Annotated in this window: 11 protein-coding genes; 10 read left to right on the top strand and 1 reads right to left on the bottom strand. The window is 48.6% G+C overall.

The genetic code is table 11. The features are described 5' to 3' along the window. Nucleotides 1-157: 157 nt before the first annotated feature. The 3 genes from ACWA5Z_RS11205 to mreD all read left to right on the top strand — a co-directional run bounded on the left by ACWA5Z_RS11205 (nt 158) and on the right by mreD (nt 2,838). Nucleotides 158-1,207, top strand: coding sequence for a rod shape-determining protein (locus ACWA5Z_RS11205; RefSeq protein ID WP_167549955.1), 1,050 nt, complete (start codon nt 158-160; stop codon nt 1,205-1,207). 90 nt (nt 1,208-1,297) lie between these two features. Further along, on the top strand, nt 1,298-2,350 hold the full coding sequence (gene mreC, locus ACWA5Z_RS11200) for a rod shape-determining protein MreC (protein WP_431052405.1): 1,053 nt from the start codon (nt 1,298-1,300) through the stop codon (nt 2,348-2,350). After that, complete coding sequence (mreD, locus tag ACWA5Z_RS11195; protein WP_431052403.1) at nt 2,350-2,838, top strand: rod shape-determining protein MreD; 489 nt, start codon at nt 2,350-2,352, stop codon at nt 2,836-2,838. The genes mreC and mreD overlap by 1 nt, the downstream gene beginning before the upstream one ends. A gap of 331 nt (nt 2,839-3,169) precedes the next feature. On the opposite strand, the gene dksA is transcribed toward mreD, so the two are convergent. Continuing rightward, on the bottom strand, nt 3,170-3,619 hold the full coding sequence (gene dksA, locus ACWA5Z_RS11190) for an RNA polymerase-binding protein DksA (protein WP_431052401.1): 450 nt from the start codon (nt 3,617-3,619) through the stop codon (nt 3,170-3,172). 340 nt (nt 3,620-3,959) lie between these two features. Here dksA and ACWA5Z_RS11185 point away from each other — a divergent pair, with 340 nt between their 5' ends. From ACWA5Z_RS11185 to uvrC, 7 genes are all read left to right on the top strand, one after another. Beyond that, nucleotides 3,960-6,347 (top strand): DNA internalization-related competence protein ComEC/Rec2, encoded by a 2,388-nt coding sequence (locus ACWA5Z_RS11185; RefSeq protein WP_431052400.1) that lies wholly within the window; start codon nt 3,960-3,962, stop codon nt 6,345-6,347. 61 nt (nt 6,348-6,408) lie between these two features. After that, nucleotides 6,409-8,157, top strand: coding sequence for a lipid A ABC transporter ATP-binding protein/permease MsbA (gene msbA, locus ACWA5Z_RS11180; protein ID WP_431052398.1), 1,749 nt, complete (start codon nt 6,409-6,411; stop codon nt 8,155-8,157). 48 nt (nt 8,158-8,205) lie between these two features. Next, complete coding sequence (lpxK, locus tag ACWA5Z_RS11175; protein ID WP_431052396.1) at nt 8,206-9,207, top strand: tetraacyldisaccharide 4'-kinase; 1,002 nt, start codon at nt 8,206-8,208, stop codon at nt 9,205-9,207. Continuing rightward, on the top strand, nt 9,200-9,376 hold the full coding sequence (locus tag ACWA5Z_RS11170) for a Trm112 family protein (RefSeq protein WP_431052394.1): 177 nt from the start codon (nt 9,200-9,202) through the stop codon (nt 9,374-9,376). Before lpxK ends, ACWA5Z_RS11170 begins: the two co-directional genes overlap by 8 nt. A 5-nt stretch (nt 9,377-9,381) precedes the next feature. Further along, nucleotides 9,382-10,161: a 3-deoxy-manno-octulosonate cytidylyltransferase gene (gene kdsB / locus ACWA5Z_RS11165; protein WP_431052392.1), complete on the top strand. Its 780-nt coding sequence runs from the start codon at nt 9,382-9,384 to the stop codon at nt 10,159-10,161. A 14-nt stretch (nt 10,162-10,175) separates the two neighbouring features. Continuing rightward, nucleotides 10,176-10,592: a YidB family protein gene (locus ACWA5Z_RS11160; RefSeq protein WP_431052390.1), complete on the top strand. Its 417-nt coding sequence runs from the start codon at nt 10,176-10,178 to the stop codon at nt 10,590-10,592. Between the two features lie 62 nt (nt 10,593-10,654). Beyond that, nucleotides 10,655-12,481: an excinuclease ABC subunit UvrC gene (uvrC, locus tag ACWA5Z_RS11155; RefSeq protein WP_431052388.1), complete on the top strand. Its 1,827-nt coding sequence runs from the start codon at nt 10,655-10,657 to the stop codon at nt 12,479-12,481. Nucleotides 12,482-12,639 lie beyond the last annotated feature (158 nt).

The following is a 12,639-nucleotide window of genomic DNA, read 5'->3' as shown; positions in this document are numbered from 1 at the left end:
AGTGCGGTTGGCGCACAGGCGGATAAATCCGATCCGCCTGTGATTAGGTTGAATTTTACGTTGTGAAAAGGTCTGCTTTTTGGTACATTTAGCACAATTTTTTCGCCCGTCATTTTATATTAATCGCGGCTCAACTTTTTCTCAAATCGGAATTACTATGTTTAAAAAAATTCGTGGTCTATTTTCCAATGACCTCTCCATTGATCTCGGCACGGCTAACACCTTAATTTATGTCAAAGGACAAGGCATTGTCTTAGATGAACCTTCGGTTGTGGCGATTCGTCAAGATCGCGTCGGCTCCCTAAAAAGCATTGCTGCCGTCGGGCGCGAAGCCAAAATGATGTTGGGACGCACCCCGAAAAGTATCGCCGCGATTCGCCCGATGAAAGACGGCGTGATTGCCGACTTTTTTGTAACCGAAAAAATGTTGCAATACTTTATCAAACAGGTGCACCGCAATAATTTTATGCGTCCGAGCCCGCGGGTGTTGGTGTGTGTGCCGGCCGGGGCTACTCAAGTAGAGCGTCGCGCGATTAAAGAATCGGCAATCGGCGCCGGGGCGCGCGAAGTGTATTTAATCGAAGAGCCGATGGCGGCGGCAATCGGTGCGAAATTGCCGGTTTCAACCGCAACCGGTTCAATGGTGATTGATATCGGCGGCGGTACCACCGAAGTGGCGGTGATCTCTCTGAACGGTGTGGTTTATTCGTCTTCGGTACGTATCGGTGGCGACCGTTTTGATGAAGCGATTATTGCTTATGTACGCCGCACGTTCGGTTCTTCCATCGGCGAAGCGACGGCGGAGCGGATTAAACAAGAGATCGGTACCGCATTTATCGAAAATGATGACGAAGTGAAAGAAATTGAAGTTCACGGTCATAATTTGGCAGAAGGTGCGCCGCGCAGTTTCAAATTGACTTCACGCGATGTGTTGGAAGCAATCCAACAACCGTTAAGCGGCATTGTGACGGCGGTGCGTACCGCACTTGAGTCTTGCCCGCCGGAATTGGCGGCGGACATTTTCGAACGCGGCATGGTCTTGACCGGCGGCGGCGCCTTGATGCCGAATATTGATACCTTGCTGTCGCGCGAATCGGGCGTGCCGGTCATCGTGGCGGAAGATCCATTGACGTGCGTCGCACGTGGCGGCGGGGAAGCATTGGATATGATCGATATGCATGGTGGCGATATTTTTAGCGACGACTAATTGCTCGTTGGTTTGAAATACAGGCTTTATTTTTCACAAGTGCGGTTTTGGCGGTCAGCTTAAAACCGCAACTTTTTTAAGCGTAAAGGCATGAAACCAATTTTTTCTAAAGCTCCGCCTTTAGGAATTCGTTTAATTTTAGCGATTATCGCATCGGTGTTATTAATGATCGGTGACGGGCGCACGAGCGGCATGATCCAGCTGCGTAGCCTGATGGAAACCTCAATCAGCGGCATTTTCTATTTCGCCAATATTCCGCGTACCGTGTTGGACGGCGTATCGGATAATCTGGCGGACACCTCCAAGTTACAAATCGAAAATCGGGTCTTGAAAGAACAATTACGTGAAAAAAATGCCGATTTGTTGATTCTCGACCAGTTGAAAGTGGAAAACCAGCGTTTGCGTTTACTGCTCAATTCGCCGTTGCGTTACGATGAATACAAAAAAATTGCCGAAGTGTTGACTACCGAAACGGATATTTACCGTCAGCAAGTGGTGATTAATCAGGGCAGCCGCGACGGCGTTTATGTCGGGCAACCGATTATTGATGAAAAAGGCGTGGTCGGGCAAGTGACCTCGGTTGGCGCCACTACTAGCCGGGTGTTGTTGATCACCGATGTGACCCATTCGATTCCGCTACAAGTATTGCGCAATGATGTGCGCTTAATTGCCAGTGGTACCGGGCGCGGTGACGAATTGCAGTTGGATAATGTACCGCACTCGGTTGATATTGTGAAAGGCGATCTGTTGGTGACGTCCGGTTTGGGCGGACGTTTTCCGGAAGGTTATCCGGTCGCGATTGTCGATTCGGTTTCTACCGATAAACAAAATTATTTTGCGGTGATCACCGCCAAACCGTTAGCTTCGCTCGAACGGTTGCGTTATTTATTGTTATTGTGGCCGGTTAACGACGAACTGCACCGGGCGCAATCACTCTCGCCGGAGGATGTGCGTAATGCCGTACGTCAGCGCCTATCGACCCGCCAAGACGATTTGATGGCGCCGGACGAACTGAATAAAAATGTAAAAGAACCGATCAATCCGAATCAGGCGGAGGAAAACTCCGGACAAGCGGAGGAGTTGGCGCCGGCGGATGCCAATCAGCAACAGCAGGATGCGTTAACGACCGAGGGGAGCCAATAATGCGCAGTAATTGGATTTTTCAGTTTTTAATGATCATTTGCACTTTTTTAGTGGCGTTGGTGATGGAAATAACACCGTGGTCGGCACAATTTCAAGGATATCGCCCTTCTTGGCTGATCTTGGTATTGTTATATTGGGTGTTGGCGATTCCCAATCGAATCAGTATCGGTTGGGCGTTTGTCATCGGCTTGCTGTGGGATTTGAGTTTAGGTTCGATTCTCGGCGTGCACGCATTGGTACTCTCGGTGTTTGCCTATCTCATTGCGTCCAATCACCTCATTCTGCGTAATCTCTCATTGTGGTTACAAAGTATTTTAGTGGTGGTCGCCGTTGTGATAATCCACATCGTGATTTTTCTAATCGAGTTGTTTATGCACAGCGCCCACTTTAACCCGCAAGAATTGATTGGCGCGGCGATCAGCGGAATTTTATGGCCGTGGGTCTTTTTGCTGTTGCGAACTTTGCGGCGTAAATTTCATTTGCGTTAACAGCCGATATGGAATGATTATTGTTGCATAGATGAAAGAAAAAAATTGGCGTTGAAAAATGATATAAAGCCCCTGTTGATGGGGTTTTGGCGTTTTTAGGCATAGTAAAAAATGGCATAGCAGACAAAATTGTTGGTAAAAAGCGGGCTAACGCCTCATACCTAACCATCCAGGGGAAGGGTGTTGTGGCGGAACAATGATAGACACGTTGCTTGATGGAAAGCGAATTTGGGCTGAGAAGAATATAAGCGCAAATTAATCTGACAGCCCGCTGTTTTAAACGGGGAACTGTCAGATTAGGTTTGATCTTCTACAAATCAAGTAACAGGTATTATTTCGAGGTTTGTTTCTCGCGAATTTCCGCCAGTGTTTTGCAGTCGATGCATAAATCGGCGGTTGGACGCGCCTCTAAACGGCGGATACCGATTTCAACGCCGCAAGATTCGCAATAACCGAAATCATCGGTTTCCAATTTAACCAAGGTGTGATCGATTTTTTTCAGTAATTTACGCTCGCGATCACGGTTTCTCAGCACCAAACTGAATTCTTCTTCCTGTGTCGCGCGGTCTGCCGGATCAGGGAAGTTAGCGGCTTCGTCTTGCATTTGCGCGACGGTTTTGCCGGCTTCATTGACAATTTGTTCACGCCATGCGGTCAGGATTTTTTTGAAATGCTCGATTTGCTTTTCATTCATATATTCCTCACCGTCTTGCTCCTGATAAGCATCGACACCAGCCAAAGATAACAGACTCAAAGATGTTTTTGGAGCTACTGCACTCATGATGTTCTCCCCAGAGGATAATTTCAAACGGTGATAAACAACGTGAAAATTACCCATTTATTTAGTCGAAAATTAGAAGAAATTTACAATGATTAAAATTTCATGCCTTTTTAAAGGCGATATAAATAGCAGATGTTAATTCTTTTGGCAAATAAAAAGCGGGTTGCAGCGGTATGATTTTTAGTCATTCGGATAAAGCCATTAAAAAACAAGTGGTTAAAAAAGTAAATAAAATCTATGTTTTGCGATCCAGATCGCAAAAATAATCTAAGCTACTATTCTAGTTGGCTTTTGTTATTTCACACTGTTTTTCTGTGAACCTGTGGAAATGACTAAATTAATGAAATTATCGTATCTTGCCGTCTGTTGGTTGTTAAGTCTGTGTCAACTCTTTTTTATTCCGGCGGCTTGGCTTGCGGATTATCCGCTGCTGTTTATCGCGGCATTGGGTTTGTTGTTGCCGGCATGGCTGCGTCGATATTATCGCTACCGCACTTACTTTTGGTTTGGGGGCTGTCTGCTGTTTTTCGCCGGTTATCAGCAGCATTATCTGAATGAGGTTTTGCGGCAGGGGGAAAAAATCGCGCAACTACAACACACCGCGCTGGAAAATCAGGTGAAAATTATCGGCTTGCGCCAATTGTCGCCCAATTTGCAGCTGGTGGCGGAGGTGGATTTGACGGCGTATCAGTTAGGCAAGCAGAAAGTGCATTTGAATTGGCAAGCCGAACAATCCCCGCAATTAGGCGACATTTGGCGAGTGCGCTTGACGTTGCGTCCGCTCAGCTCACGTTTGAATGAAGGCGGGTTTAACCGCCAGCGCTGGTTATTGTCGCAATCGGTGTTTGCTTCGGCGACGGTGAAACAGGCGGCGTTAATCCGTAGCGAAGCAAATTGGCGGCAACGTTTGCTGGCGCGCACGATTGAACAAACGGAACATTTGCCTTATCAAGGCGTGATGTTGGCGTTGGCATTCGGTGAACGGGCGTGGCTGAACAGTGAGGATTGGCAGTTATTCCGTGAAAGCGGCACGGCGCACTTGATTGCGATTTCCGGCTTGCATATCGGGTTGGTGGCGGGATTGGTGTGGGGCATGGCGCGGATACTGCAATATATTGCGATACGCCTATTTGCAACCCCAAGTGCGGTTTCGCACCGCCTGCCGCACTTGTTTGCGTTAAGCGCGGCGGTTTTTTATGCCTATTTAGCGGATTTTTTGCTTCCGACCGAACGCGCGTTGTGGGCGTATGCGTTTTGGTTGTTGTTGATTTTTAGCCGCATTTATTTGCCGCCGTGGAAATTATTACTCTTCGTGGTGGCTTGGTTGAGCTGGCTCGATCCCTTGAGCGTACTGAATGAAAGTTTTTGGCTCTCTTGCGGCGCTGTGTTGATCTTGTGTTTTTATTACGCCTTTTTTCCGTTAAGCAATATGCAATGGCGCGGGCGCGGGTTGCGGCAATTCGTACCAAGTGCGGTCTATTGGTTGTTGGGCTTAGTGCATTTGCAACTCGGCTTATTGCTGTTGTTTACCCCGCTGCAAATTTTCATTTTTCATGCCATGCCGTTAGGTGCATTGTGGAGCAATCTGCTGCTGGTGCCGATTTTCAGTCTTGTGTTAGTCCCGCTGATTTTATTGGCGTTATGCTTGAATTTCTTTTTTAATGCGGTTTGGTTGTGGCAAATCGTCGATATTGTTTTGCAGCGGAGTTTACACCTCTTGGCGCAGTTGCCGAATGCTTACCTAACGCTATCCAATCAGCAACAACAGCTAATATTATCCGTTTGTTTTGGCGTGGTATTCTGTTTGCTGTTTCATCGTTACCGCACTTTGGATTTTTCCGTGCTAAAAACGCCCAATCAGGCGGCATTTCGCCGCGCGTTATACTTAAGCGGCGGTGCGGCGGTGATAACCGTAAGCCTGTTGCTGTTCAAGCCACTCAGCCAAGCGGACTGGCGCTTGGAAATGCTGGATGTCGGGCAGGGCTTGGCGATGTTGTTGGTGAGTGATGATCAAGCGACGCTGTTTGATACCGGGCAAGCGTGGCAGGGCGGCAGTATGGCGGAAACGGAAATTTTGCCTTATTTGCGGCGGCAAGGCTTGAATTTGCAGCAAATTATCGTCAGCCACGACGACAACGATCATGCCGGCGGTGTGCCCGCGCTGCTTAATGCTTTTCCAAATGCGCTGTTGATCCAAGCCTCAACGAAAGATTATGGCGCGCAGCGGCGGCGGTTTTGTCATCAGGGCGTTCGCTGGCAATGGCAAGGGTTTGAATTTGAAGCGCTGGCGCCGATGGCAACGGTTGTAACCGCGAAAAATCAGGATTCGTGTGTGTTACTGGTCGGGCGTGATCAACTGCGGTTTGTATTAAGCGGCGATATTGCGGTCGAGACCGAAAAAAGATTGGCGGCACAAATCGGCAAAATCGATTGGTTGCAAGTGGCACACCATGGCAGTAACAGTTCGAGCAGTTGGTTATGGCTGGCTAAACTGCAACCGAAAATAGCCCTGATTTCCAGTGGATTGCATAATCGATGGCGTTTGCCGCATTCGGCGGTATTGGCGCGTTTGCAACAGATGAAAAGTGCGGTTTACAACACCGCACTTGACGGGCAAATCAGGATAACGGTGCAAAACGGACGCTGGCAAATTCACACCGTCCGCAACCGCCTTGTGCCATGGTATCAGATAATTATTGGCTTAGACAAAGAAATACAGTTAGAATAAGCCAATTTTACGCTCGATAATCTCAAACCGGAGCGATAACAATGTATTGGAATCCGTGAAAATGGAAGATAAAGACTTTTCTACCGCCAAAACCTTCAAACGCCTATGGCCGATGATCCTGCCGTTTAAATCGGGCTTGATCGCCGCCGCTATCGCCTTGATTATTAACGCCTTAACTGACGCCGCCTTGATTTCGATGTTGAAACCGTTGCTGGATGACGGCTTCGGCAAAGCCGATACCGATTTCCTGAAATGGATGGCGGTGTTTGTAGTGGTGCTGATTTTCTTCCGCGGGTTGAGTAATTTCATTTCCACTTATTGTTTGGCGTGGGTATCGGGCAAGGTGATTATGACCATGCGCCGCCGCTTGTTCAAACACATGATGTATATGCCGGTCAGCTTTTTCGATAATAATTCTTCCGGCAAGTTGCTGTCGCGTATTACCTATGATTCGGAGCAAGTTGCGTCATCTTCCTCCGGCGCCTTGGTCACGATTGTGCGTGAGGGGGCTTATTTACTCTCGCTGTTAGGCGTGATGATTTACACCAGTTGGCAATTGTCGGTGGTGCTGTTTATTATCGGTCCGATGATTGCGGTGCTGATCCGTGTGGTCTCGAAACACTTCCGCCGCTTGAGCAAAAATATGCAGACTTCGATGGGGGAATTGACCTCTTCCGCCGAGCAAATGCTGAAAGGGCATAAGGTGGTGCTGTCGTTCGGCGGGCAAAAAGTAGAGGAAGATCGCTTTAACCATGTCAGCAACGATATGCGTCGCAAAGGCATGAAAATGATGATGGCATCGGCGATTTCCGATCCGGTGGTGCAACTGATCGCCTCGTTTGCGCTGGCAATCGTGCTGTATTTGGCAACCGTGCCGAGCATTATGAGCCAGAATCTGACCGCCGGTTCGTTTACCGTGGTGTTTTCTTCGATGTTGGCGATGATGCGTCCGCTAAAATCGCTGACCAATGTTAATGCGCAATTTCAACGCGGTATGGCAGCGTGTCAAACGTTGTTTTCCATTATGGATTTACCGACCGAAAAAGATCAGGGCAGTTTGGAAAAAGAGAAAGTGGACGGCAATGTCAGCTTCAAGCATGTTTCTTTCCATTATCAGGGCAAAGAGCAGAATGTATTGCAGAACGTCTCGTTTGAGGTGAAAGCGGGCAGCACCGTGGCGCTGGTCGGGCGTTCCGGTTCGGGCAAATCGACGATTGCCAATTTATTAACCCGTTTTTATGATATTGAACAAGGCGAAATTCTGCTTGACGGGCACAATATTAAAGAATATAGCCTTGCCAATTTGCGCACACATTGCGCGCTGGTGTCGCAGCAGGTGCATTTGTTTAATGACACCGTCGCCAATAATATCGCCTATGCCGCCGCCGAAAAATATAGCCGTGAGCAGATTATCGAGGCGGCAAAAGCGGCGCACGCGTTGGAGTTTATTGAAAGCCTGCCGCAAGGCATGGATACCGAAATCGGCGAAAACGGGGTGATGTTATCCGGCGGACAGCGCCAGCGCTTGGCGATTGCGCGCGCCCTATTGCGCAATGCGACGGTGTTGATTTTGGATGAAGCGACTTCGGCGTTGGATACCGAATCCGAACGTGCCATTCAGGCGGCAATTGACGGTTTGCGCCATAATCGCACCATTATTGTGATTGCCCACCGTTTATCGACGATTGAGAATGCCGATGAAATTTTGGTGGTTGATCACGGGCAAGTGATTGAGCGCGGCAGTCATCAACAATTGTTGGCGGCGGGTAAGGCTTATGCCCAACTGCATAAATTGCAATTTAGTCAATAAGCGAAAAATCACCGCAAAACACAAAAATCAGAAAATAGAGGCGTGGATATGAATTTTTGGTACCAAAAAGATCGCTGGGCGCGTATGTCTGCGTGGTTGCTTGCGCCGTTGTCATTGTTGTTTTGGGGCATTACCGCACTTCGTCGCACAGCGTATCGTACCGGCATTTTTAAATCCTGGAAAGCGCCGGTGCCGGTGGTGGTGATTGGTAATTTGTCGGTCGGCGGCAACGGCAAAACGCCGTTTACCATTTGGTTGGCGCGGCAATTGCAGCGGCAAGGTTTGAAAGTCGGCGTGGTTTCCCGAGGCTATGTGCCGGGCAATAATGAAGTCAAAAATTATCCGCAACTGGTCAATCCCAACTCCAATCCGGCGGAAGTCGGCGATGAGCCGGTGCTGATGGCGCGGCGTAGTGGCGCAAAGATCGCGGTTTCCCCCAACCGCCGCCGGAGTATCGAATTATTGCATAAAGCTTATCATATCGATGTGATTTTGAGCGATGACGGCTTGCAGCATTATGCGTTGCAACGCGATGTCGAAGTGGTGATTGTCGACGGAGAACGGCGTTTCGGTAACGGTTTTTTGATGCCTGCCGGACCGTTGCGCGAATTACCGAGCCGCTTGAAACAAGCTGATGCGGTGGTGTGCAATGGCGCGGCGGCACAGGCACAGGAAATCCAAATGCGCTTACGGGCCAACGTGGCGGTCAATTTGCTGACGCAAGAAGAACGCCGGCTAAGCGATTTTATCGGACAACCGCTTGTTGCCATGGCGGCAATTGGCAATCCGCAACGTTTCTTTAATATGCTGAATAGCTTGGGCTTGAATGTGGTGAAACAGAAAGCGTTTGTCGATCATGCCAAGTTGTCGCCAGAAAAGCTCAACAACTTAACCAAAGCAGAGCAGAGCTTGTTTATGACCGAGAAAGACGCAGTGAAATGCCATAAATTTGCGCGCGAAAACTGGTGGTATGTGCCGGTGGAAGCCGAACTGGAGCCGACAATCAATACAATCGTAGCGAAGATTATGCAAGAGGTGAAAGGTGAATAATAAAATGTTACAGGTGCTTGCCTGTCCGCGCTGTCATGCCAAATTACAGTATGACAAACAACAGCAGCGCTTAATTTGCGAATTTGAAAAATTGGCCTATCCGATTGAAAACGGGATTCCGGTGTTGCTGCCGGAAAGCGGCGTTGCCATAGAACCGGAGAAGGAATAAGCAATATGACTAAATTTAGTGTGATTATCCCGGCGCGTTATGCCTCCTCCCGCTTGCCGGGCAAACCGCTTGCCGATATTGCCGGCAAACCGATGATCCGACATGTATGGCAACAAGCGCAAAAATCCGGTGCCGAGCGAATTATTATTGCCACCGATCATGCCGAAGTGGCGGCGGTTGCGCGTAGTTTCGGGGCGGAGGTGTGCATGACGTCGGAAAAACACAATTCCGGCACCGAGCGTTTAGCCGAAGTGGTGGCAAAGTGCGGTTTGGCGGCAGATGAGATTATTGTCAATGTGCAAGGCGACGAGCCGTTGATTCCACCGGCGATTATCCGCCAAGTGGCAGAAAATTTAGCCGACAATCCGGTGAAAATGGCAACCCTCGCGGTCAAGATTGACGACGCGGAAGAGCTGTTTAATCCGAATGTGGTCAAAGTGCTGACCGATCAAAACGGCTTTGTATTATATTTCTCGCGCGCCGTGATTCCGTGGGATCGCGATCAATTTGCCGCGTTGAACAAAGGCGAGATCAGCAAAGCCGAGCTGAATTTGGCAAAAAGCAGCTATTTGCGCCATATCGGGCTGTATGCTTATCGTGCCGGATTTATTCGGCAATATATCGAGTGGCAGCCGACCGCACTTGAGCAGATTGAATCGTTAGAGCAACTGCGCGTGTTGTGGTACGGCGAAAAAATTCATCTGGCGTTGGCAAATGAAGTACCGGCGGTCGGCGTGGATACGTTTGAGGATCTGGAAAAGGTTCGTCAAATTTTAAGTAAGTAATTAGGGAAAAAATTATGTTAGACAAAATCTTAGGTTCAGTGGTTTCCGGTGTGTTAGGCGGCGAAGCCGGCAAACAAGGGCAGGCAATGGCGGTTATCAATGAGCTGTTGGTTTCACAAGGCGGCATTCAAGGCATTCTAGCCAAATTCCAGCAAGGCGGATTGGACGATCTGCTGCAATCTTGGTTGGGAACCGGGGAAAACAAACGCATTTCTCCGACCCAAATCGAAGATGTGTTCGGCAAACAAGAGTTGCAGCAAGCGGCACAACAAGCCGGGGTGAAAGACGAAGCGGAAGCCTCGGATTTGCTGTCGCAATTTCTGCCGCAAATCGTGGACAAACTCAGTCCGAACGGTGCGTTGGATAAAAATGCCGATAACGATTTGTTGTCAAAAGGCATTCAATCGGTATTGAATAACTTTTTGAAATAGCCGATTTCCCTTCCTCCGCCTGCAGAGGGAGGGAAAATTTGATTTAATATAAAACGCACCCTATGTTTGACGCCAAACGCTTTCTTGCCGAAGTTACCACCGAGCCCGGTGTGTATCGCATGTATGATGATGACAACGAAATCATCTATGTCGGCAAAGCCAAAGATCTGAAAAAACGCCTTTCCAGTTATTTTCGTAAAAATCTCACCAGTAAAAAAACCGAAGCGTTGGTGGCACAAATCGCCCAGATTGACGTGACTGTGACTCACTCGGAAACCGAAGCGCTGCTGCTCGAACATAACTACATCAAAAAATACCAACCGAAATATAACGTACTGCTGCGCGACGACAAATCCTATCCGTTTATTTTGCTGACCAAAGAACGCCACCCGCGTTTGACCGCCTTTCGCGGCAGCCACAAAATCGCCGGCGAGTATTTCGGGCCTTATCCCAATGCCGGCGCGGTGCGGGAAACCTTATCATTACTGCAAAAACTGTTTCCGGTGCGCCAATGTGAAGACACCACCTACCGCAACCGTTCGCGTCCTTGTCTGCAATACCAAATCGGGCGCTGTTCCGCGCCTTGCGTCAGCGGCTATGTCAGCGATGAAGACTACAACCAACAAGTCGATTATGTGCGTCTGTTCCTGCAAGGCAAAGATCAACAGGTGACGCAACATCTGGTGGCGCAAATGGAACGGGCGAGCGTACAACTGGATTTTGAAAAAGCCGCACTATATCGCGACCAAATCCAAGCGGTGCGTACGGTGACGGAAAAACAATTTGTCTCCAACCAAAATACCGACGATCTGGACATTATCGCAATTGCCTATCAGCATGGGATTGCCTGTATCCATGTGCTGTTTATCCGCCAAGGCAAGGTGCTGGGCAGCCGCAGTTATTTCCCGAAAATTCCGAGCCATACCGCACTTGATGAGGTCAGCGAAACGTTTTTCGGACAGTTTTATTTGCAAGGTGCACAAGGGCGCAGTATTCCGAAAAAAATTATCACCAATCGCCAATTGGAGCAAAAAAGCGCACTTGAAACCTTGCTTAGCCGGCAAGCCGGGTTTCAGATCACGATTCAGGATAACGCCAGAGGCAAACAATCGAAATTTTTACACTTGGCGCAAATGAACGCCGACATTGCACTGACCGATCAGCTCAAACAGCGCGGACGGATCAAAGAACGTTACCAAGCATTATGCGAGCGGTTAGGGCTGCGTGAAATCAAACGCATGGAGTGTTTCGATATCAGTCACACCATGGGCGAACAGACCGTGGCGTCGTGCGTGGTGTTCAATCAAGACGGACCTTATAAAGCGGATTACCGTCGTTTTAATATCAGCGGCATAACGCCGGGCGACGACTACGCCGCAATGGAAAAAGCGTTACTCAAACGCTATAACAAACCGTTAGAGCCGGAAAAAATTCCCGATATTATCTTTATCGACGGCGGCAAAGGGCAGTTGAATCGTGCATTGGAGGTATTCGCCAATCTGAACGTGGAATGGGATAAAACCCGACCACTGTTGATTGGTGTCGCCAAAGGCGTGGAGCGCAAAGCCGGCTTGGAAACACTGATTATCAGCAGACAAGATCGCGAATTACATCTGCCGACCGACAGCTTGGCATTGCATTTAATCCAACATATCCGCGACGAATCCCACCGCCATGCCATTGGCGGACATCGTAAAAAACGGCAAAAAGCCTTCGCCCAAAGTGGTTTGGAATCGATCGCAGGTATCGGCAGCAAACGCCGCCAAGCATTGTTGAAATACTTCGGCGGTATGCAAGGCGTAAAAACCGCCAGTATCGAAGAACTGGCAACCGTGCCGGGTATTTCGCGCAAAATGGCGGAAGTGGTGTTTGCCAGTTTGCGGGAGTAGATTGTCCGGTTAAAAATAGGTTATCACGGCATGATTTTTTTATTTGCTTTGTTTATTAGGTGTTAATAAATTCAGTCGGGTTACTTAAATGAAGTGTTTTCCCTTTACATTTTTGTGTATTTTATTTAAATTAAAACGCTTTTTGAATAAATTATCCG

The organism is Testudinibacter sp. P80/BLE/0925 (assembly GCF_053570785.1).
This window is presented reverse-complemented; position numbering and strand designations above follow the sequence as displayed.

What these genes read in the sequence shown, in the direction of transcription:
- ACWA5Z_RS11205 (WP_167549955.1), top strand. Translation starts at nt 158, where the DNA reads ATGTTTAAAAAAATTCGTGGTCTATTTTCCAATGACCTCTCCATTGAT.
- mreC (WP_431052405.1), top strand. Translation starts at nt 1,298, where the DNA reads ATGAAACCAATTTTTTCTAAAGCTCCGCCTTTAGGAATTCGTTTAATT.
- mreD (WP_431052403.1), top strand. Translation starts at nt 2,350, where the DNA reads ATGCGCAGTAATTGGATTTTTCAGTTTTTAATGATCATTTGCACTTTT.
- dksA (WP_431052401.1), bottom strand. Translation starts at nt 3,619, where the DNA reads ATGAGTGCAGTAGCTCCAAAAACATCTTTGAGTCTGTTATCTTTGGCT.
- ACWA5Z_RS11185 (WP_431052400.1), top strand. Translation starts at nt 3,960, where the DNA reads ATGAAATTATCGTATCTTGCCGTCTGTTGGTTGTTAAGTCTGTGTCAA.
- msbA (WP_431052398.1), top strand. Translation starts at nt 6,409, where the DNA reads ATGGAAGATAAAGACTTTTCTACCGCCAAAACCTTCAAACGCCTATGG.
- lpxK (WP_431052396.1), top strand. Translation starts at nt 8,206, where the DNA reads ATGAATTTTTGGTACCAAAAAGATCGCTGGGCGCGTATGTCTGCGTGG.
- kdsB (WP_431052392.1), top strand. Translation starts at nt 9,382, where the DNA reads ATGACTAAATTTAGTGTGATTATCCCGGCGCGTTATGCCTCCTCCCGC.
- ACWA5Z_RS11160 (WP_431052390.1), top strand. Translation starts at nt 10,176, where the DNA reads ATGTTAGACAAAATCTTAGGTTCAGTGGTTTCCGGTGTGTTAGGCGGC.
- uvrC (WP_431052388.1), top strand. Translation starts at nt 10,655, where the DNA reads ATGTTTGACGCCAAACGCTTTCTTGCCGAAGTTACCACCGAGCCCGGT.